Raw genomic sequence first — 20,333 nt, forward strand, 5'->3', positions numbered from 1 at the left:
TGGGTCTCCCAAGGCGCACAATGGGTGGTACCACCTCGCCCAGCCAGGAGTCCCACCGTGGCCTTGCAACTGACCGTCGACCCGGACGCGGCCGAACCGCCCTACGAGCAGATCCGCGCCCGCATCGCCGACCGGGCCCGCTCCGGCGCGCTCCCCGTGGGCTACAAACTCCCCACCGTACGGGGCTTCGCGGAGGAGCTGGGCCTGGCCGCCAACACGGTGGCCAAGGCCTACCGCGCGCTCGAAGCGGACGGGGTGATCGAGACCCGGGGCCGCAACGGCACCTTCATCGCCGCCCCCGGCGACGCCGCCGACCGGGAGGCGGCCGCGGCCGCCCAGGCCTTCGCCCAGCGCGCCCACCGGCTGGGCCTGGACCGGGCGGCCGCGCTCGCCGCCGTCGAGGACGCCCTGCGCGCCGCGTACGACGGCGGTGACCAGGGGTAGGGCCGGCCGGGCCGGCCGGCCCTACCTTCCGGCCGCCTAGAGGTACAGCCCCGAGTCCGCGCCGTCGTGCTGCGCGGGCACCGACGCGGGCCCGCTGCCGCGCCGCAGCGCGAACAGCTCCGCGAGCGTCGCGCCCTCCCGGCCGATGCCCTCCTCCCGGCCGAGCCAGTTCACCGCCTCCGGACGGGTCAGCGAACCCACCTCGATCCGGGCGAGACAGCGGCCGGGACGCACGACGGCGGGGTGCAGCCGCTCCAGGTCCTCGTTGGTGGTCACACCGACGAGGACATTGCGGCCCTGGCCGAGCAGCCCGTCCGTGAGGTTCAGCAGCCGCGACAGCGCCTGCCCGGCGGTGTGCTTGGCCTCGCCCCGGATCAGCTCGTCGCAGTCCTCCAGGAGCAGCAGCCGCCAACGGCCCTTCGCCGTGCCGTCGTCCTCGCCGATCGCGATGTCCATCAGATAGCCGACGTCGTTGAACAGCCGCTCCGGGTCGAGCACGCAGTCCACCTGGCACCAGTCCCGCCACGAGCGGGCCAGGGTGCGCAGCGCCGAGGTCTTGCCCGTGCCCGGCGGGCCGTGCAGGAGCAGCAGCCGGCCGGCGATGTCATCCGGGGTGATCTTCATCAGCCGGTCCATGGCATCGGCGACCGGCGCGGTGTAGTTCGGCCGCACCTCCTCCCAGGTGCCGGCGGAGATCTGCCGGGTGGTGCGGTGCGGGCCGCGCCGCGGGGAGACATACCAGAAACCCATGGTGACGTGCTCGGGCTGGGGCTCGGGCTCGTCCTCCGCGCCCGAGACCGCCTGGTCCAGCACCTTCTTGGCCAGCTCGTCGGTGGCCGCGGTCACCGACACGTCCGCGCCCCGGCTCCAGCGGGAGATCAGCAGCGTCCAGCCGTCGCCCTCCGCGAGGGTCGCGCTGCGGTCGTCGTCCCGCGCGGCGCGCACCACACGGGCGGAGGGTGGCAGCAGCGTCACCCCGGTCCTGACGCGGTCCACGGAGTGGCTGTGCGCGTACGGCTGCTCGCCGGTGGCGAACCGGCCGAGAAAGAGGGCGTCGATGACATCGGACGGCGAGTCGCTGTCATCCACGTTCAGCCGGATGGGCAGGGACTTCTCCGTCGGGGTGGTGTCCGGTTCGGCGGGCAGGGCCTGCCTCCTGGCAGCGGGGCGGTCGGCACACATGCCGCCCATGATCCGGCACGGACCGCCCGGGCGCACCATGGTTTTCCCCGGTTCCGTCGTAGTTACCCGGTAAATCGCCGCACATCGATTCCCGCGCCGATACTCTGGCCGGTGATGGGACGTCATGAGACGAGCCGGCGGTTGTCCCGGGCGGGTCGGTGGGGATTCACGGCACTGCTCGGTCTCACCCTGCTCGTGCTCGCGCTGCTGGTGGCCATGTGCGGCGGCGTCCTCCAGCCGCGCGGCGGTGACGTGGACACCCGCCGGGAGGTGGCCGTCGGCTGGGGGTTCACGCACACGCAGTACAGCGCCGACCACGGCGACGCCGACGCCCGCAAGGCCGCCGGCAGGCTCCTCTCCGCCGGCCCCCTGTCGCAGAACCAGCACATCATGGGCTGGGGGGTGGACAACCCCGAGCCCAAGCCCGGCGCGTACAACTTCGCCGACCTGGACCGGCGTGTCGCGCTGATGCGAAGAACGGCCGGGACGCCGGTGCTCACGCTGTGCTGCGCCCCCGACTGGATGAAGGGCGGCGGGCAGCGGACCGACTGGTCCCAGAAATCATTGGAGACGGCCCCCGACCGTAAGTACTACAAGGATTTCGCGAAGCTCGCCGGAGTGGTGGCCAAGCGCTATCCGGATGTACGCCATTTCATCGTCTGGAACGAACTCAAGGGTTTCTTCGACGAATCCAAGAACCGCTGGGACTACGAGGGCTATACCGAGCTGTACAACCTTGTCCACGCCGAACTGAAGAAGCAGAACAGGAACAACCTCGTCGGCGGTCCGTATGTCGTCATGGACAGTGAGGCCCCCGGATCCAAGGCCAACGCATCGTCGCTGCGTGGCCCCTGGGGCGTCGTGGACCAGCGGTCCGTCGACGCCGTCACCTACTGGAACAAGCACAAGGTGGGAGCCGACTTCGTCGTGGTCGACGGCTCCAGCTACACGCGGGAGAGCGACCAGTTCCACCCCGACGAATTCGGCGCCACCACCAAGTTCGCCGATGTCACGACCTGGCTCAGGAAGACCACGGGGCTGCCGGTCTGGTGGGCCGAGTGGTACGTGGAGCCCGCCGACGGCAATGACGACCGAAGGGGGTGGACCGAACAGCACCGCCTTGCCGTCCAGGCCACGGCGATGATGCAGCTGGCCGGCTCGGGCGCCTCCGCGGCCTTCTACTGGAATCCGCAGGAGCAGAGCGCCGACTGCCCCGGCTGTCTGTGGCGCAGCACCGAACTGGCCGACGGGGGCAAGGAGCTGCCGATGATGAAGCTGCTGACCCGGTTCGCCAAGGAGTTCCCGCCCGGTACGGACTTCCGCGAGGTCGACATCGACGACGACGCACGCGTCCGCGCGCTCGCGACGGACACGTCCCTGCTGGTCGTCAACACCCAGAACCGGGCCGTATCCACCCGGGTGGACGGCAGCCGCGTCGACCTCAAGGCGTACGAGGTCCGCTGGATCTCCTAGCCCGGGCGGGCAGGGGCCACCGCCCGGCGCCGGGCGGTGGCCCCTGCCCACCTCACCGGCGCCGGGGCGGCCGTCAGGACATCGTCGTGAGCCGTACGGCCAGCGACACCAGCAGCAGTACCAGCAGCGGCAGTGCGAACCAGTACGAACCCTGCAGCCAGCGCAGTTGCCGAACGCCCGGCCGGGCCGCGACCCGTGTCAACTCCCGTGCCGTGAGCAGCACGATCAGCGCCAGTGCCGCCAGCCCGCCGATCACCGACATCGGTGTCCACGTGACCCGCGGCCCGGCCGGGCCCGGCCGCGGCTCCGGGACCGCGCCCGGGGACTGCCGGGACAGTTCGTAGAGCACCGCGTCGTCGTTGGACAGCACCCGGCGCAGCTCGGGCCGTCGGTCGAGGGCTCGCAGCAGCCGCGGCTCCCAGTTCACGGCGTAGCCCGCGGACAGCTGGAGGGTGACGGACTGGCCGCGGTTGACCATGAGGTAGGAGTTGGGCCCGGCCTTCCGCAGCGCGACGACCAGGCTTTCCACCAGGACCGGATCGCGTGGCGCCTGCGTCGGCTCGTATGTCACCCGTTCCATGTCACGGGCGCCCCAGGGCATGGCGGGCGTCACGCTGTTGACGGGGTCCTGGCTCATCCACAGCAGCCGTACGGTCGGCCTGTCGTGCTCGTACACGTACTCCATCGCGGCGACCTCACCCGGCCGTACCCGCTCGAAGGGCTCGTTGCCCCAACGCGCCACGAGGAAGCCGAAGATGAGCACGAGCCCTGCCAGCAGCGCGGCGAGCGGCCCCGCGGCGGTACGGCCGCGTGCCGCGCCCGTGCGCGGGAAGAGCGCGAGGGCGGCCAGGGCGCAGGCGCCGGGCAGCGCGAACAGGAAAACCCGCAGGGCCACTTCGCCGCCGTAGGACTGCATGCCGAAGGCGAGGAAGGGGACGGCGGTCAGGACCAGGAGCGCGGTGTCGGCGCGGCCGGACCGTCGGCGTCGCCACCAGCCGAACGCGGCGCAGGCCAGCACCCCGCCCGCGAGCGCCACCCGGGTGTACAGCACCAGCTTGTGGGTGCTGCTGCCGCCCTCGATGCGGCCCGAGACGGACGAGGAGACATTGCCGCCCAGCGAGCCCAGACCGCCGAACAGCTCGTCGAAGTGCCCCGACCAGTACGGCTCCGCGAGGAACCCCACCCACACCGCCAGCAACACACCGCACAGCAGTGGTAGTCCGGTCAGCGTCGAGCGGCGCGTGAGCACCAGCACGGTCAGCACGCCCAGCATCACGAACGGGGTCAGCTGATGACTGGCCACCGAGGCCGCGAACAGGGCGATGAGCAGCGCCAGCAGCACCCCTTGCTGACGGCGGCCGGCGGGCGCGACCTCCGCCTCGCCCGGCAGCAGTTTCCCGCCCAGCTGCCGGGGCCAGCGGAACCACACCAGCAGCACGGCCATGAAGAGCAGATAGATGAAGTAGTTCAGCGCCTGGGGCGAGAAGTAGTCCTGTCCGACCCAGCCGCACAGGGCGAACAGCCATACCGCCGTCCACTTCGCCCGCCAGCTCGCCCGCACGGCTCTCAGCAGCAGCGCCAGCGGCGCGAGACACAGCAGCTGAACGGCCAGCGGCCACCAGCGGAGCACCTCGGTGAGGTCGCTCACCCCGCAGGCCCGGGCGGTGAGGGCGGCGAGGGCGAAGAAGCCGGGCCAGCTCCAGCGGGCGTCGAGGTCCGGCGCGGCCGTCCCGGTCCGGTCGATGTAGTCCAGGAAGCCGAGATGCTGCCAGGCCGTCGCGAAGCGCGGCTGGTCCTCCAGCAGCGCGGGCACGGCGTGCAGGGACACCACCGTCAGCAGCAGGACGGCGGTCAGCAGCCCACGGCGGGGCCGGTCCAGCCACAGCGCCCCCGCGAACGACACCACCAGCAGCGCCGCCCCCAGGACCGTCGCCACGGGGAGCACGGACACCAGCCCGAGCCCGCCCATGCCGTCCAGCTCGGACTCCCCGAGGGACCTCAGCGGCACCCAGTACATCGCCAGGGCGGCGCCGAACAGCAGCCAGATCCCGGCCTCCGGGCCCCGCCACCAGGGCACGCGGCTCTGCGGTGGCTTGCGGGTGACCACGGTGGGCGGCGCTCCCGAGCCCTCGGGCAGCGCGGACACGTCCGAGGCCGCGGAGACGGACGCGGCGGTCGAGGCCGAGGAGGCACCGGCCGGCCCTGCCGAAGGGCCAGCGGCGGACACGGCGGACGTGCCGCCCGACGCCGCGGCGGCGACGGAAGCCGGCGCCGGAGCGGAGGCCGCCGTACGCGGCTCGTCCGGCTCGGCGGGTTCGTCCGGCTCGGGGACTGCGGAGGACATGGGAACCGCCTCGGGGGTGTGCCGGAGATCGGGGCGCCTCTCCAAGTGGTCGAAGTCCAGCCGCACGCCCAGCGGCATCGTGTCCGCGTCCAGTGCGGCGCGCAGCGCCCACCGGGTGCCGAAACCGCCGCTGTCGCGCTCCGCTCCGGCCGCCGCCCCGCGGCCGTGCCTAAAACCCTGGCGGGCACCCCGCCGGTCGCCGTGGACCGCCAGATCCGCGAGATCGCCGTCGGGCGCGGCGCCGGGGGAGCGGGACGGCGGGACCGCCGGCGCCTCCATGAGGATCCTGCGCAGCCGCACCGCCGAGATCGAGGCGATCACCGCGAGGCTGACGACCTCCGCGATGCCCGCACCCGCCAGCCCCAGCCGGGGGAGCAGCAGCAGCGTCAGCCCCAGCACCAGGACACACAGCAGCCCTTGGAGATAGGCGAGCCCAGCCGTCCGGCTCTGGGCCCGCAGCACCGCGAAGTACACCTCCATCACCACCCGCAGCGCGGCCCCCACGGCGAACCACCGCAGCAGCGGCGTGGCCGCGTCCGCGTAGCCCTGCCCGAAGACCCGCAGCACATACGGGGCGAGGAGGAAGAGCAGCACACAGACCGGGACCATGATCTTGGCCATCCGGCGCAGCGCCGCCCGGCAGTTCTCCGCGAGCCGGGCCGGGTCGTGCGAGCCTTCGACGGTCAGGGAGGCGCCCATGTTGATGGCGAGCAGGTTCACCGTGCCACCGATGGTGGTGGCGATGTAGAAGTACGCGTTGTTGGTGGAGCTGACCTGGGAGGCGACGATCACCGGCACCAGATAGACCACGGCCAGCGAGAACAGCGACCCGGTGTAGTCCCCGGCCAGGAAGCGGCCCATCTCCCGGTAGGTGGGGGGCCGGGCCGTCTTCGCGGTCGCCAGGGCGTGCCGCGGCACCAGCCGGCGGAAGACCAGCCAGCCCAGCGGCAGCACCGACACCCCGATGGAGACGACCCAGGACGTGAACACCCCGGACGCCGGCAACGCCGTCGCCAGCGCCACCAGCAGCGCCAGCTTCGCCGCGGAGAACACCGTATTGCCCACCGGCACCCAGAACGCGCTGCGCAGGCCGGTCAGCACCCCGTCCTGGAGGGTCAGCAGGGACCAGGCGACGACGGCGACGACGAACCCGAGACCGGGCAGCACTCCGTGCAGAGATCTGTAGGAGGGGCCCCAGAGATCCAATGTGGACAGGAAGACGCAGGCCGCGACGGCGACGACGGCCGAGCTCCCCGCATACGTGCGGAGGACGAGCCGGCCCGTCGACCGTCCGGCCACGGGGATGAAGCGGGCCAGCGCCCCGGTGAGGGTGATCGCGGTGAGCCCCGCGAGCAGCTTCATCGCGGCGATGGCCGCGGAACCCTGGCCGACCGCGTTCGGGGTGTAGTACCGGGCGGCGATCAGCCAGTAGCCCACGCCGAGGACGGCACTGATGCCCGTATTGAGCATCAGGGCGAAGGCGTTGCGGAACAGTGGACTGCTGCCGCCGCGCCCCGGGAGCCGCAGCCTGCGGCTCACCGGACTCTGCGCCTCCCGTTCCTCGGCCCGGGTGGACGTGTCAGACACGGACTTCGCTTACCTTCCTCATGATCTGTCGAGTTCTACGAACCATGGCGTAACCCTTGGTCAACGCCCGGTCCCCGGCAAAGTGACGGCCGACGCCCCGGCCCTCGACGAGTTGTGCGAACTCGTCGATCGTCGTGGAGCGGCCCACGGTGACGCGCTCCAGTGCGTACGGCCCCTGGCGCCGCGCGGCCAGGGCGTTGCCCACGGCCAGCGAGACGCCGAAGCCGGCCGTCCGCACGGCGCTCCGCACCCGGCGGCTCGAATAGCCGTACGGGTAGGCGAAGGACACCGGCGGACGGCCGAGCTCCAGAGTCAGTACGTCCCGGCAGCGTTCCACCTCGAACCGCAGCTTGTCATCGGCGAGTTGGTCGAGCTGTGGGTGGGTGTGGCTGTGACCGCCGATCTCCAGTCCGGCACCGGCCAGCTCGCGGACCTGGTCCCAGGTGAGCATGAGATCGAGCGCCCCACCGGTCTCGTACTCCCCGCGCACCCACCCCGTGGAGGCGAAGAGCGTGGCCGTGAAGCCGTGCTCGCCGAGGACGGGAAGGGCGTAGCGGTGCACGCCCTCATAGCCGTCGTCGAAGGTGATCAGGACGGGACGCGGCGGCAGCGCGAGGCCGTCGCGCCAGGCGGCTGCCAGCTGTTCCGCGGTCAGTGGGGAAAAACCCCGCTCGGCGAGCAGCCGCAGCTGCTCGCCGAACGCGGCCGGTGACACCGACAGCGCGTGTGCCGCACGCGAGGGCGTGTGCGCCACCGCGTGATACATCAGTATGGGAACCGGACCTCCGTTCATGCCTCGGTTCCCTCCTTGGCCGGTTCCGCCACGGGACCGGCCGCGGCCGTGCCCTCCGGGGCGGCGGACCGCCCCGGACCGCCGGCCGGCTCGGCGCCGAGCCCGACGCCCGGTACGGTCGCCGGCGCGAACCGCTCGCCGCCACGGCGCGCCCGGACACTGCCGACCGCGTAGCCCCCGGCCGCCGCGGCCACGCCGGCCACGATCGCGCCCGCCCGCCCCGCGCCCCCGGGCCGGCCGAGCAGCGCGTCGCGGACCCCGCGCGCGATGCCCGCGGGCAGCACACGCGTGGTGTACCGGCGCTCCGTCGCGAGCCCCGCCCGGGCGCCCACGCTCCGTGCCACGAGCGCCTTGGACAGGCCCTCGGCGTACGCGCGGGTGCGGAAGTAGGCGAACCGCTCGCGGGCGGCGGGCACCCGGTGATGGATCACCGCGCGGTCGTCGATCAACAGCACCGCGTCCGGTACGGCCCGGGTGAGCCGGATGCACAGCTCCGTCTCCTCGCAGCCCAGCGGCAGCCGGTCGCCGTCGCGGCCGATGCCGTTGGCGAAGCCGCCCACGGCCGTCAGCGCCGACCTGCGGAAGGAGGCGTTGCCGCCGAGGACGTTACGGACCTCGGTCCGGCCGGGCGGAAGACCCCGGTACGTACAGCCCACGACCCAGTCGAACTCGGCCGGGAACCACACGGGTCTGCGCCGGGACTCCCACACGGGGAGGGTGCGGCCGCCCACCGCCATCACCCGCGGATCGGCGTAGGCCTCGGCGAAATACCGCAGCCAGTCCCGCTCGGCCACCGCGTCGTCGTCGAGGAAGGCGATCACCTCGCCGGTCGACGCGGCGGTCCCGGTGTTGCGGCCCGCCGACAGGCCGCGGGGGCCCGCGTTCGCGAGCACCCGCACCCGGTCCGGCGTACCCCCGGCGCCGTCGTCGCCGAAGGTCTTCGCGAGCCGCCGCAGAAGAGCGGGATTGTGGTCCACGACGATCAGCGTCTCCAGCGCGGGCCATGACTGGTCCCGCACCGAGGACACCGCCGCGAGGATGTCGTCCCACCGGTCCTCGGTGTAGACACAGATGACCACCGAGACGTCAGGTGCCCCACCCGGCCCGGCCGGTGGAGGTTTCAAGACACCTCCCCCCGGCTCGCGGAGGGCGCGATCGCGAGCCGCGGTGGGCGGCTCCGCAGTCGCTTTGCACCATGTTCACGCAGAATCACATGCAGCACCCGTAGTCCGTCGCGCACGGCCCGTAGATTGCTGGTGCCGTGGATGCGGACGAACTCATGGCTGGGAATCTCCTGTACCCGCAGCCCCGCTTTGGCCACTCTGATGTTCATCAACGTCTCCACCTCGAACCCCGCGCAGTCCAGGGCGAGTTCGTCCAGGCAGCGCTTCCAGAACGCGTTGTAGCCGTAGCACAGATCGGTATAGCGTGCCCCGAACTTGTGATTGACGATGGAGGTCAGGACCCGGTTGCCGAGCTTCCGGATCGGAGTCATGTCGTCAGTGCCGCCCCCGTTGGCGAACCGAGAGCCCTTGGCGAAGTCCGCGCCACCGACGAGCGCGGAGACATAGCTGACGATCTCGTTGCCGTCCGCGGAGCCGTCCGCGTCGACCATGACGATGATCTCGCCCGTGCAGGCCGCGAAGCCCGTGATCAGGGCATCCCCCTTGCCCTTGCCGAGCTGCTCCACGACCTTGACGTCCGGCCACAGGTCACGGGCGACCTGCACGGTGTCGTCGGTCGAATTGCCGTCGACGAGCACCACTTCGTGAATCCACTCGGGCAACGTCTTGAACACGTACGGGAGGTTCTCCGCCTCGTTCATCGCCGGGATGACGACGCTGACCGGCGGTGCGATGGCGAAATGTGAGGTGACCGGGCGGTAGCGACCGCTTATCAATGGATCTTGCTCGGCCGCCGGGCGCAGAAAAGAACTCATGTACTGTCTCCCTCTCGTCCGGTGGACCGCCCGCCCAGAGCGGTCCGGTGGTTTTCCGGGTCGAAAAGGGGGTACTCACCTTGCCCCGAACGGCACGGATCGCCGTACGGACAGGGTGAGTTGGCAAGTGTTGCTGGCCGCGCGGCACGCGACTCGGCACTACTGTGAAGGCCGAGCGCGGCTACCCCCTACCGCGCCCCGCTCCGGACACCATCGCGACGCTTGAGCCCTCCCCTAGTGCCGCCTTGATGATGGGCCGTTGCGGGTGGATGTACGACGGTATTGATGCTTGAGACTGTATGGCAAGAGCTCCCGCGGTGACTCCCCCTTTGGTGTTTTCCCGCCGCGTTCGAGGTGTCGGGTATTGGTGATCTGTGTCGACGGCGCATTCGAATATCGTGCGCCTCAACTACCTTCGCGCAGGCTCCCCATGCGCTTGAGGAGCCGGTCCGCCGGCTCGAAGAGACCGGGCCGGGACACCACGGTGTTGCGGAGCGCCCGCAGGGGCGCCCGGCGTGCGCGGTGACCGAAGGCCACCGGGTGTCGGCGCATCACCCACCCTTCGCACACGCTGAGTTCACGCGTCTTGAGCAGATCCTTGTACTCCTTCTCGCCCCGCCCCAGGTCCACGTAGCCCAGGCCCTCCGCGGCGGCCCCCTCCGCCATCCGCAGATGCAGCAGCAGCCCGGGGGAGTACCTCCCGAACTCCGGGTCGTACGCGGGGAACCAGCAGGACAGCACCGTCCGCGAGCGCGGCCCGAAATGCGCAGCGACCGGCCGCCCGCCCGCGTAGAGCACCGACAGCAGACCCGCGAACGACTCGGTGCGGGTGTGGAAGAGCTGATCGACCAGCCGGCAGATCCAGGGGCGCGCGAACCGGTCGCTGCGCCCCGTTCTTCGGTACTGCGCCGACTTCCATCCGATCAGTGTCCGCAGGACGGCCGGATCGCGTTCGTCGTGCACGTACCGCACCTCGCCGACGTTCCGGGCGAGCCTGCGCTCCTTGGCGCGCGTGGTGCGGACGAACTTCGGCCGCTGTTTGCGCAGCCCCGTCAGATACCGCTCGAAGCCCTGGTCCACATCGATGACCGGCGAGGCGAACGCCCCGGTGGCCGCCACCTCGAACGGCTTCTGTCCCTCCACCAAGTGGTCGAACTCCCAGACGGACAGCCCGCAGGCGTGCAGCAACTCCCGGGCGTCCCACTGGAATCCGGGCCGGTGGACAAGGCCCTGGGCATCGGAGACACCGAGCCCGATCGCCCGGCCCACCCCCAACGAGCTGCGCTGGTACGGGAAGAAGGCCACCGGCTCGCCGTCCTCCCGCACGACCGCGATCCGCGCGCCGTGCCGGGACCGGCCGACGGCGAGTGTGAACTCGGGTGCGAGAAAGGGGTTGGCGAGCTGGGGCGATCCGTCCAGGGCGGCGCGCCGTTGCATGGCGGACCACGCCGCCCGGTCCGCCGCCGTGAGGTCGCCGGGTCGGTACACCCTGATGTCCACCTCAGGCGGCCCGGCTTCGCGGAGCGCCGTCCCGGCGTCGGCACACGTGTGCCAGCAGGAACAGCAGCAGGCTGACGATCGCGACCGCGGCCACCCCGCCCCGCACGCTCCAGGCGTGCAACGCGAGCATGGTCTGCGCGACCAGCAGATCGATGGCGACCGCACCGCCCGCCGCGACGACCGAGCGGCTGAGCGGATCGAGACCGCGCAGCGCCGCCGCCACGGCGCCCGCCGGTGCCATGACGAGAAAGAAGAGGGTGAGCGGCGCACGCAGTGGCGAGCCGATGTCGGCGAGCGCCAGCACGGCCCCGACCCCCGCGATGGCGACGGCGGCGCCGACGACCAGGGGAAGGGACTCGGCCGTCCGAGTTCTCCTTCCGACGGGATCGTCGGCTTGGTCGAGTTCTGTGGGATCCGTGAGATCAGTGACGTTCTGCATTGGCGACTTTGCCCCCCGAAGCGCCGGATGCCGGGCTTCAATGTCGCGCAATCGGCAGAGGCGCGTCAAGATGTGAAGGCCGTGCAAACGGCCTCCGGTTATCGCACCGCGGTGGAACCGGAGGTTGTCCGTCAGGTGAACACTTCACCAAAGTGTCGCACCGTCAACCCAGGATCTCCAAAAGCCCGTTGGGGCATATGGGGGACGCCGGGCGAGCGCCGACACCCATGCGGACGCGGACGCGGATTCCGCTATCGGGCCGTCGGGCCCCCGGGTGGGCAGTCGGAAGCGGAATGTCATAGACCTGACACGCAAAGGTCATTTATGGGACCACTGTTCCCGCAATTTTGGCATGGACACTTCCATTGTTGCGGGGGTGACTGCTACGACGGACGTGGCCGAAACCCTGCTATGGGAGGTTCCATGAAACTGTCCACGCTCACCGGCTCGCTGTCCGCGTTCGTCCTCGCCGCCGTCTGTGCCCTGTCCGGGGCCGGGGCCGCACATGCGGGGGAGAGATCCTCAACTCCCGCCTATGTGGCCCTCGGTGACTCCTACTCGTCCGGGGTCGGGGCCGGGGGCTACATCGGCTCCAGCGGCGACTGCAAGCGCAGCAGCAAGTCCTACCCGGCGCTCTGGGCCGCCGCGAACGCGCCCGCGAGCTTCTCCTTCACCGCTTGCTCGGGCGCTCGAACGGGTGATGTTCTCAGCCGTCAGCTCGCCCCGCTCAGCACCTCGACCGGGCTCGTCAGCATCAGTGTCGGCGGCAACGACGCCGGATTCGCCGACACCATGTCGACGTGCGTCTTCGGGTCCGACAGCACCTGTCTGAACCGCGTCGCCCAGGCCCGTACGTACATCGACGGCACCCTCCCCGGGCAGCTCGACTCGGTCTACTCCGCCATCAAGGCCAAGGCGCCCGCCGCCCACGTCGTCGTGCTGGGCTATCCACGCTTCTACCGGATCGGCGGCGGGTGTAGCAGCGGCCTGAGCGAGAAGAAGCGGATCGCCATCAACGCCGCGGCCGACCACATCAACACCGTCCTCGCCAAGCGCGCCGCCGACCACGGCTTCGCCTTCGGTGATGTGAACACGACCTTCGCCGGCCACGAGATCTGCTCCGGCAACGCGTGGCTGCACAGCGTGACGCTCCCCGTCGACGAGTCGTATCACCCCACCGCCTCGGGGCAGTCCGGCGGCTACCTGCCGGTCTTCGCCTCGGCGGTCTGAGCCACGAGCCGCGCGTCCGGCCCCGCGGTGGACCGCGGGGCCGGACGCGCCGGGGCAGGGGGCGCGCGGGAGGCGCATGGAGAGGCGCATAGAGAGAAGAGGGACTCCCCCTGGTCACCCCTGGGTCTCACCCTCCGTGACTCATACCACGTCGGGTCACCGCGCCCCGGCCTCCCCGGGACGGGCGCGCCGCTCGACCCGCCCTTCCCGGCCCGTTTCCCCTCGTCACCGGCTCCGCCCCCGCAAGGGGGCAATTCTGAGTAAATACCCCACAACGGAGTGTGATTGCCGCCGGTTCGTCACTGCTTTCGCCCCGTCAACTCGCCCTCCGTGACAGCAGGTTCACGCCAGCGCCGTCAACGCCCTTGACGGGGTGGTGAATCCGGGCTCCCGATGCGCGGGTGACGCGATGGGGCGATAGGGTTACTCTGCCTGGGCCGGGTGCCTCGTACGGGTGGGGAGTCTCAAATGGATCAGATAGCAATGCGCGGCAGGCCACGTGTGCCTGCCATCAACTGCGGAAACGGCGCCACCAGCGCGCGTCTCGACCGCCATCTCGCCGTGCTGGGCGGCCCCGCCCTGCCGCAGCGTGAGGTGGAGGGCGCGACGGTGCTGATGCGCGAGCTGACCGCGCGTGACCGCACGCGTACCAAGCAGAGCCGGACCGCCAGGGTCTCGCTGTTCGCACCGCTGCGACGGCTTCGCCGTTCGCTGTTCGGCAACCACAGCTGACCCGGGGCCCGGCCCCCGAACCTCGGAGCCCGGCAGCCCCACCGACCCGGCACAGCGCCGACGGTCCACCCCTTTCCCCGGGGTCGACCGTCGGCGCTTCGGTGTGTCCAGCTCCCACCGGCGCGGCCCGGTCCGGCGCGGCCCCGGTGGTGAGCCCGTCAGTCCGTTTCCGCTTCCGTTTCGAGGGTGACGGTGAAGGAGAACCGGTCGCCGCGGTAGCGGATGCGTGCGACGTCGACCGCGCGGCCGCTCCCGTCGTAGGTGACGCCCGTGTAGTGCAGGATCGGGCTGAGCAGCGGCACCTGGAGCAGCCGGGCCGTCTCCGGGTCCGCCAGGCGCGCCTCGACGGTGTCGGTGATGCGGCTGATGCGCACCCCGACCGCGTCGCGCAGCACCTTCGTCATCGGCCAGCGGGCGAGGTCCGCGAGGTCGATGCGCTCGGCCAGCTCGGGGCGGACGAGGTTCTCCGCCCAGTTCGTCGGCTCGCCCGACTCCTCGTCGCAGCGCAGCCGCCGGTAGGCCACCGCCTCGTCGAGGTCCGGGAAGTGCTCGGCCAGCTCGGCGGGGACGGGGACCGGGCCGTGGCCGAGCACGGCCGTGCGCTCGCCGGACTGCTGGGCCACGATCGTGTCCACCGAGCCGAGCAGCCGCACCGGCGAGCCGCGCCGGGCGCTCGGCTCGATGAACGTGCCGCGCCGGCGGTGGCGGCTGATCAGCCCCTCCGCCTCCAGCTCCTTGAGCGCCTGCCGCATGGTGAGCACGCTGACGCCGTAGTGCTCGGCGAGGGCGTCCTCGGTGGGCAGCCGCAGCGGGTCGTGCGGGCGGCGCCCGAGTATCGAGGCGCGCAGGGACTGCGACACCTGATACCAGAGCGGCAGCTTGCGGTTGAGCGCGAGGGAGTCGGGGGCGAAGGTGGTCACGGGAACTCCGGCTCTACTGCGGCACTGACGGCTGGGTCCTGCCGGGGGTCACGCCCCGGAGCCCCAATGGCGCTCCAGACCCTGCCACACCTCGTCGTACCCCTTCTGCAGATGCCCCGCGGTCCGCGCCTGCTCGGTCGCCGTCACCGGCCAGCGCGTCTCGAACATGAACGCCAGCCCGTCGTCCACCTTCTGCGGTCGCAGCTCGGCCGCGCTCGCCTTGTCGAAGGTGTCCCGGTCCGGGCCGTGCGCGGACATCATGTTGTGCAGCGAGCCGCCGCCCGGCACGAATCCCCCCTTGCCGGCGGTCTTCGCGTCGTACGCGCCTTCGATCAGCCCCATGTACTCGCTCATCACGTTCCGGTGGAAGTACGGCGGCCGGAAGGTGTCCTCGCCGACCAGCCAGCGCGGTGCGAAGACCACGAAGTCGACGCCGGCCAGGCCCGGGGTGTCGGACGGCGAGGTGAGGACCGTGAAGATCGACGGGTCGGGGTGGTCGTAGCTGATCGTGCCGATCACATTGAAACGGTGCAGGTCATAGACGTACGGGGTGAGGTTGCCGTGCCAGGCGACGACGTCCAGCGGCGAGTGGCCGTAGGTCGCCGACCAGAGGTTGCCGCAGAACTTGTTGATCACCTGGACGGGGCCCTCGACGTCCTCGAAGGCGGCGACGGGCGCGAGGAAGTCACGGGGATTGGCCAGTCCGTTGGCGCCGATCGGGCCGAGGTCGGGGAGGACGAAGGGGCGGCCGTAGTTCTCGCAGACGTAACCGCGGGCTTCGGCATCCAGCAGCTCCACCCGGAAACGCACCCCGCGCGGGATCAGCGCCACGTGCCCGGGCTCGGCGCGCAGCAGACCGAACTCGGTGCGCAGCAGCAGACCGCCGCGCTGGGGGACGATCAGCAGCTCGCCGTCGGCGTCGCTGAACACCCGGTCGGTCATCGAGGCATTGGCGGCGTAGAGGTGCACGGCCATGCCCGCGCGCTGGGTGACGTCGCCGTTGCCGCCGAGGGTCCACAGCCCGGCGAGGAAGTCCGTGCCCGGGGCCGGCGCGGGCAGCGGGTCCCAGCGCAGCCGGTTGGGGTCCGGGACGGTCTCGGTGAACGGCGCGCTGCGCAGGCCGCCGTTGTCGATCCGGGTGAACGGCGGATGGGCCGCGGACGGGCGGATCCGGTAGAGCCACGAGCGCTGGTTGCTGTGCCGGGGCTCGGTGAACGCGCTGCCGCTCAGCTGCTCCGCGTACAGCCCCAGAGGTGCCCGCTGCGGTGAGTTGCGGCCGTGCGGCAGGGCCCCGGGGACGGCTTCGGTGCTGTGTTCGTTGCCGAAGCCGGACGAGTGGACCAGCCCTTCGGCCGTCTTGCGCGCCTGCTCGTTGTCCGTACCGCTCATCGCGTGCTCCCGCTGCCGGTGGATTCCTATGGAAGACCGTAGGATTCCTGGCCTGGCGCGTCAATGGATCAGTTCACCGACGCGCGGGGGCGCGGGCGCGGCGGGTCGTGTCGCTGTGCACCTCCCCTGCGCGGCGGTGTCCTCAATCGCCGGACGGGCTTCACACGCAGCCCGCTGGGGGCGCCTCCCAGCGGTAGCCGGGGAGGTGGCGGACGCGCCCGCAGGGTGCCCGCTCACCGCAGGCGGCACAGATGGTCCGCAGCCGAGGATCCGCCGGCCAGGCGAGAGGTACCGGTCGGTAGGGTCGGCCCGGACAGAGCGTCACCGCCGCCGTCCCCGGGAGGGACCGATGAGCCGACCCCACAGCAGCGCCCCGACCGGCCCGGCGAGTGCCCTGCGGATCTGTCCGCTGTGCGAGGCCACCTGCGGGCTGACCCTCACGCTGGAGGACGGGCGCGTGACCGGCGCCCGCGGCGACCGCGCCGACGTCTTCAGCCGGGGCTTCGTCTGCCCCAAGGGCGCCGCCTTCGGCGAGCTGGACGCCGACCCGGACCGGCTCGCCCGCCCTCTCGTGCGCCGCGCCGGACAGCTGCGGGAGACGAGCTGGGACGAGGCGTTCGCCGCGGTCGCGCGCGGACTGCGGCCGGTCGTCGAGGAGTACGGACCGCAGGCCGTGGCCACCGTTCTCGGCAATCCCAACGCGCACACCATGGCGGGGGCGCTCTACCCGCCGCTCCTGATCGGGGCACTGGGCAGCCGTAACGTCTTCACCGCCAGCACCCTCGACCAGATGCCCAAGCACGTCTCCAGCGGGCTGCTCTACGGCGACGCGATGGCGGTGCCCGTGCCCGACCTGGACCGCACGGACCACCTGCTGATGATCGGCGCCAACCCGCTCGACTCCAACGGCAGCCTGTGCACCGCCCCGGACTTCCCCGGCCGCCTCAAGGCGATCCGGCGGCGCGGCGGCCGGCTCGTCGTGATCGACCCGCGCCGTACCCGCACCGCCGCCCTCGCCGACCGGTACGTGGCGATCCGGCCCGGCGCCGACGCGCTGCTGCTCTTCGCGGTCGTCCACACGCTCTTCGCCGAAGACCTCGTGCGCCCCGGACCGCTCGACGCGCACCTCACGGGCGTGGCGGAAGTGCGGCGCCTGGCCGAGGACTTCACCCCCGAAGCCGTGGCCGGGGCGTGCGACGTACCCGCCGAGGAGATCCGCGTCCTCGCCCGCGAGCTGGCCGCGGCGCCCCGCGCCGCCGTCTACGGCCGCATCGGCAGCACGACCGTCGCCTTCGGCACGCTCACCAGCTGGCTGATCGACGTGCTCAACATCCTCACCGGCAACCTCGACCGGCCGGGCGGCGCGATGTTCCCGCTCTCCGCCACCGCCGTCGCGCCCCGTCCGCCCCGGCCGGGCAAGGGCTTCGCCCTCGGCCGCTGGCACAGCCGGGTCGGCGGGCACCCCGAGGCGAAGTCGGAGCTGCCCGTCGCCGCGCTGGCGGAGGAGATCGACACACCGGGGGAGGGGCAGGTCCGGGCGCTCGTCACCGTCGCCGCCAATCCGGTGCTCTCCGCGCCGAACGGCGACCGGCTCGACCGGGCCCTGGCCGGGCTCGACTTCATGGTCAGCGTCGACCCCTACCTCAACGAGACGGCCCGCCACGCGCACGTCGTCCTGCCGCCGCCCCCGCCCAGCCGCAGCGCCCACTTCGACTTCACCTTCAACGCCTTCGCCGTCCGCAACCAGGTGCGCTACACCCGGCCGCCGGTCCCCCTCGGTGACGACCGCCCCGACGAGGCCGAGATCCTCGCCCGGCTCGTCCTGTGCGCCGGCGGCCACCCCGACGCCGACCACCGCTCGGTCGACACCTCCGTCATCACCCGCACCCTGGGCAAGGCCGTCACCGACCCGCTCTCCCCGGTGCACGGCCAGGACCCCGCCGCCCTCGCCGAGCGTCTCACCGGACTGACGGGCGCCGAGCGACGGCTCGACCTGATGCTGCGCCTGGGCCCCTACGGTGAGGGATTCGGCGCCGACCCGGACGGCCTGACGCTGGAGAAACTGCTCGCCCATCCGCACGGCATCGACCTGGGACCGCTCACCCCACGCGTGCCCGAGCTGCTGCGGACCCGCAGCGGGACGATCGAGCTGTGCCCCGAACCCCTCGTGGGCGAGGCGCTCCGGCTGCGGCGCTCCCTCGACGAGACCGCCGCGGCACCGGACTCGCTCCTCCTGGTCGGCAGGCGCCACCTGCGCTCCAACAACAGCTGGATGCACAACGTCCCCGCCCTGACCGGCGGCAGCAACCGCTGCACCCTCCAGGTCCACCCCGAGGACGCCGCACGGCTGGGGCTGCTCGACGGCGGCGGCGCGCGGGTCACGGGCGACGGCGGCACGGTGGAGGCACCGGTCGAGATCACCGACACGGTGCGCCGGGGCGTGGTCAGCCTGCCGCACGGCTGGGGGCACGACCGGCCGGGCACCCGTCTGTCGGTCGCGGCCGGCACCCCGGGCGTCAATGTCAACGCGCTGTCCGACGGCACCCGACTCGACCCGCTCTCCGGCACCGCCGTGCTCAACGGCTATCCGGTGCGCGTCACTCCGGTCACTTATGCGCCGCTCGCATCAACCTCCTGACCTGGGGTTCTGCTCGTATTGCGCAGGTGTCAAGGCCTTGTGGACCCAAAGTTCGCGCACTTAGCGTCACCAGGACCGCCGTCCCGCGGTGGAGTTCAAAGGCGAACGTGAGGTACCCGCATGCTGACCATCCTGGGCTTCGGCATGATCGCCACCTTCCTGGTGCTGATCATGCTGAAGAAGATGTCGCCCATGGCGGCGCTGGTGATCGTCCCAGCGCTGTTCTGCGTCCTGGTGGGCAAGGGCTCCCACCTCGGCGACTACGTGCTCAAGGGCATCGGCTCCCTGGCGCCGACGGCCGCCATGCTGATGTTCGCCATCGTCTACTTCGGCGTGATGATCGACGTCGGGCTCTTCGATCCGATCGTCCGCGGCATCCTGCGCTTCTGCAAGGCCGACCCGATGCGGGTGGTCGTCGGTACCGCGGTGCTCGCCGCGATCGTCTCGCTCGACGGGGACGGCTCCACCACCTTCATGATCACCGTCTCGGCGATGGTGCCGCTCTACCGCCGCCTGAAGATGAGCCTGGTCATCATGACCGGTGTCGCCGCCATGGCCAACGGCGTCATGAACACCCTGCCCTGGGGCGGCCCGACCGCCCGCGCCGCCACCGCGCTCAAGCTCGACGCCGGTGACATCTTCGTCCCGATGATCCCGGCGCTGGCCGTGGGCCTGCTCTTCGTCATCGGTCTCGCGTACGTCCTCGGGCTGCGGGAGCGCAAGCGGCTCGGCGTCCTGACGCTGGAGCAGGCCCTGGGCCGGCCCGACGGCGAACCGGAGCCCGAGCAGGCGCTGATCGGCTCGGCCGGCGCCGGATCCACGGCGAGCGGTGCGGCGAGTGAGGCGGTGGCCGGTTCGGCGAGCGGTGCGGCAGCCGACGGACACACCGTCGACGCCGGCGACGCCCAGGCCGGCTCCCGGGAAGACGACGCCTCCTCCGAGATCCTCGACCCCCGTCGCGCCACCCTGCGACCGCGCCTGTACTGGTTCAACGCGGCGCTGACGGTCGCGCTGCTCACCCTGCTGATCTGCCAGACGCTGCCCATCCCGGTGCTCTTCCTGCTCGGTGCCGCCATCGCCCTGACCGTCAACTTCCCGCACATGCCCGACCAGAAGGCCCGCATCGCGGCCCACGCCGAGAACGTCCTCAACGTCTCCGGGATGGTCTTCGCCGCCGCCGTCTTCACCGGGGTGCTGACCGGCACCGGCATGGTCGAGGAGATGGCCCGTACAGTCGTCGACTCCGTCCCCGACGCGATGGGCCCGCACATGGGCCTGGTCACCGGCGTCCTGTCGATCCCGTTCACGTACTTCATGTCCAACGACGGCTTCTACTTCGGCATCGTGCCGATCCTCGCCGAGGCGGGCGCCGCCCACGGGGTCTCCCCGCTGGAGATCGCCCGGGCCTCGCTCGTCGGCCAGGCCCTGCACATGTCGAGCCCGCTCGTGCCCGCCGTCTATGTGCTCGTGGGCATGGCGAAGGTGGAGTTCGGCGACCACACCCGGTTCACCGTCAAATGGGCGGCGCTCACCTCCCTCGTCGTGCTCGGCGCGGGAATGCTGTTCGGCATCATCTAGGGGTTTCGGCTGCAGGCGCCCCGCGGGCGCGTCCTCAATCGCCGGACGGGCTGCATTTTTTGCAGCCCGTCCGGCGATTGAGGACACCGCCGCGCAGCGGGGGTGCGGACGACATTCGACCCGCAGCCCGCGCCCAAGCGCACCG

Annotated in this window: 15 protein-coding genes; 6 read left to right on the forward strand and 9 right to left on the reverse strand. The window is 71.6% G+C overall.

Annotated features, from left to right (window positions below; all coding sequences use genetic code 11):
• The first annotated feature begins 57 nt into the window (after positions 1 to 57).
• Positions 58 to 444, forward strand: coding sequence for a GntR family transcriptional regulator (locus AB8O64_RS30830; protein WP_370422740.1), 387 nt, complete (start codon positions 58 to 60; stop codon positions 442 to 444).
• 36 nt (positions 445 to 480) lie between these two features.
• Here AB8O64_RS30830 and AB8O64_RS30835 read toward each other — a convergent pair whose 3' ends face one another.
• The gene (locus tag AB8O64_RS30835) at positions 481 to 1,626 is read right to left on the reverse strand and encodes a DUF5925 domain-containing protein (RefSeq protein ID WP_356455118.1); all 1,146 of its coding nucleotides are present in this window, start codon (positions 1,624 to 1,626) and stop codon (positions 481 to 483) included.
• Positions 1,627 to 1,740: 114 nt separating this feature from the next.
• Here AB8O64_RS30835 and AB8O64_RS30840 point away from each other — a divergent pair, with 114 nt between their 5' ends.
• Positions 1,741 to 3,099, forward strand: a complete 1,359-nt coding sequence (locus tag AB8O64_RS30840) for a xylan 1,4-beta-xylosidase (protein ID WP_370422743.1) — start codon at positions 1,741 to 1,743, stop codon at positions 3,097 to 3,099.
• Positions 3,100 to 3,172: 73 nt separating this feature from the next.
• On the opposite strand, the gene AB8O64_RS30845 is transcribed toward AB8O64_RS30840, so the two are convergent.
• The 6 genes from AB8O64_RS30845 to AB8O64_RS30870 form a co-directional block, all read right to left on the reverse strand.
• The gene (locus AB8O64_RS30845) at positions 3,173 to 7,030 is read right to left on the reverse strand and encodes a lipopolysaccharide biosynthesis protein (RefSeq protein ID WP_370422745.1); all 3,858 of its coding nucleotides are present in this window, start codon (positions 7,028 to 7,030) and stop codon (positions 3,173 to 3,175) included.
• Positions 7,023 to 7,823, reverse strand: coding sequence for a polysaccharide deacetylase family protein (locus tag AB8O64_RS30850; protein ID WP_370422747.1), 801 nt, complete (start codon positions 7,821 to 7,823; stop codon positions 7,023 to 7,025). Before AB8O64_RS30850 ends, AB8O64_RS30845 begins: the two co-directional genes overlap by 8 nt.
• Positions 7,820 to 8,947 (reverse strand): glycosyltransferase family 2 protein, encoded by a 1,128-nt coding sequence (locus AB8O64_RS30855; protein ID WP_370422749.1) that lies wholly within the window; start codon positions 8,945 to 8,947, stop codon positions 7,820 to 7,822. Before AB8O64_RS30855 ends, AB8O64_RS30850 begins: the two co-directional genes overlap by 4 nt.
• Positions 8,944 to 9,762 carry a glycosyltransferase family 2 protein gene (locus AB8O64_RS30860; RefSeq protein WP_356455110.1) on the reverse strand — a complete coding sequence of 273 codons (819 nt, stop codon included), beginning with the start codon at positions 9,760 to 9,762 and terminating at the stop codon, positions 8,944 to 8,946. The genes AB8O64_RS30855 and AB8O64_RS30860 overlap by 4 nt, the downstream gene beginning before the upstream one ends.
• A 405-nt stretch (positions 9,763 to 10,167) precedes the next feature.
• A complete protein-coding gene (locus tag AB8O64_RS30865) occupies positions 10,168 to 11,262 on the reverse strand; it encodes a GNAT family N-acetyltransferase (RefSeq protein WP_370422751.1) in 1,095 nt (364 codons plus the stop codon).
• A gap of 1 nt (position 11,263) precedes the next feature.
• Positions 11,264 to 11,701 carry a hypothetical protein gene (locus AB8O64_RS30870; RefSeq protein ID WP_370422753.1) on the reverse strand — a complete coding sequence of 146 codons (438 nt, stop codon included), beginning with the start codon at positions 11,699 to 11,701 and terminating at the stop codon, positions 11,264 to 11,266.
• Positions 11,702 to 12,124: 423 nt separating this feature from the next.
• Between AB8O64_RS30870 and AB8O64_RS30875 the strand changes: the two genes are divergently transcribed.
• A complete protein-coding gene (locus AB8O64_RS30875; protein WP_370422755.1) occupies positions 12,125 to 12,931 on the forward strand; it encodes an SGNH/GDSL hydrolase family protein in 807 nt (268 codons plus the stop codon).
• Between the two features lie 468 nt (positions 12,932 to 13,399).
• The gene (locus AB8O64_RS30880; RefSeq protein WP_130881299.1) at positions 13,400 to 13,663 is read left to right on the forward strand and encodes a hypothetical protein; all 264 of its coding nucleotides are present in this window, start codon (positions 13,400 to 13,402) and stop codon (positions 13,661 to 13,663) included.
• Positions 13,664 to 13,821: 158 nt separating this feature from the next.
• Here AB8O64_RS30880 and AB8O64_RS30885 read toward each other — a convergent pair whose 3' ends face one another.
• Together AB8O64_RS30885 and hmgA are read right to left on the reverse strand one after the other, a co-directional pair.
• Positions 13,822 to 14,583: a GntR family transcriptional regulator gene (locus AB8O64_RS30885; RefSeq protein ID WP_370422757.1), complete on the reverse strand. Its 762-nt coding sequence runs from the start codon at positions 14,581 to 14,583 to the stop codon at positions 13,822 to 13,824.
• Positions 14,584 to 14,631: 48 nt separating this feature from the next.
• Positions 14,632 to 15,972, reverse strand: coding sequence for a homogentisate 1,2-dioxygenase (gene hmgA / locus AB8O64_RS30890; protein ID WP_370422759.1), 1,341 nt, complete (start codon positions 15,970 to 15,972; stop codon positions 14,632 to 14,634).
• A 349-nt stretch (positions 15,973 to 16,321) separates the two neighbouring features.
• Here hmgA and AB8O64_RS30895 point away from each other — a divergent pair, with 349 nt between their 5' ends.
• A complete protein-coding gene (locus AB8O64_RS30895; RefSeq protein ID WP_370422761.1) occupies positions 16,322 to 18,610 on the forward strand; it encodes a molybdopterin oxidoreductase family protein in 2,289 nt (762 codons plus the stop codon).
• 120 nt (positions 18,611 to 18,730) lie between these two features.
• A complete protein-coding gene (locus tag AB8O64_RS30900; RefSeq protein ID WP_370422763.1) occupies positions 18,731 to 20,188 on the forward strand; it encodes a CitMHS family transporter in 1,458 nt (485 codons plus the stop codon).
• The last annotated feature ends 145 nt before the right edge of the window (positions 20,189 to 20,333 follow it).

The organism is Streptomyces sp. QH1-20, from assembly GCF_041283565.1.
Lineage (GTDB): Bacteria > Actinomycetota > Actinomycetes > Streptomycetales > Streptomycetaceae > Streptomyces > Streptomyces syringius.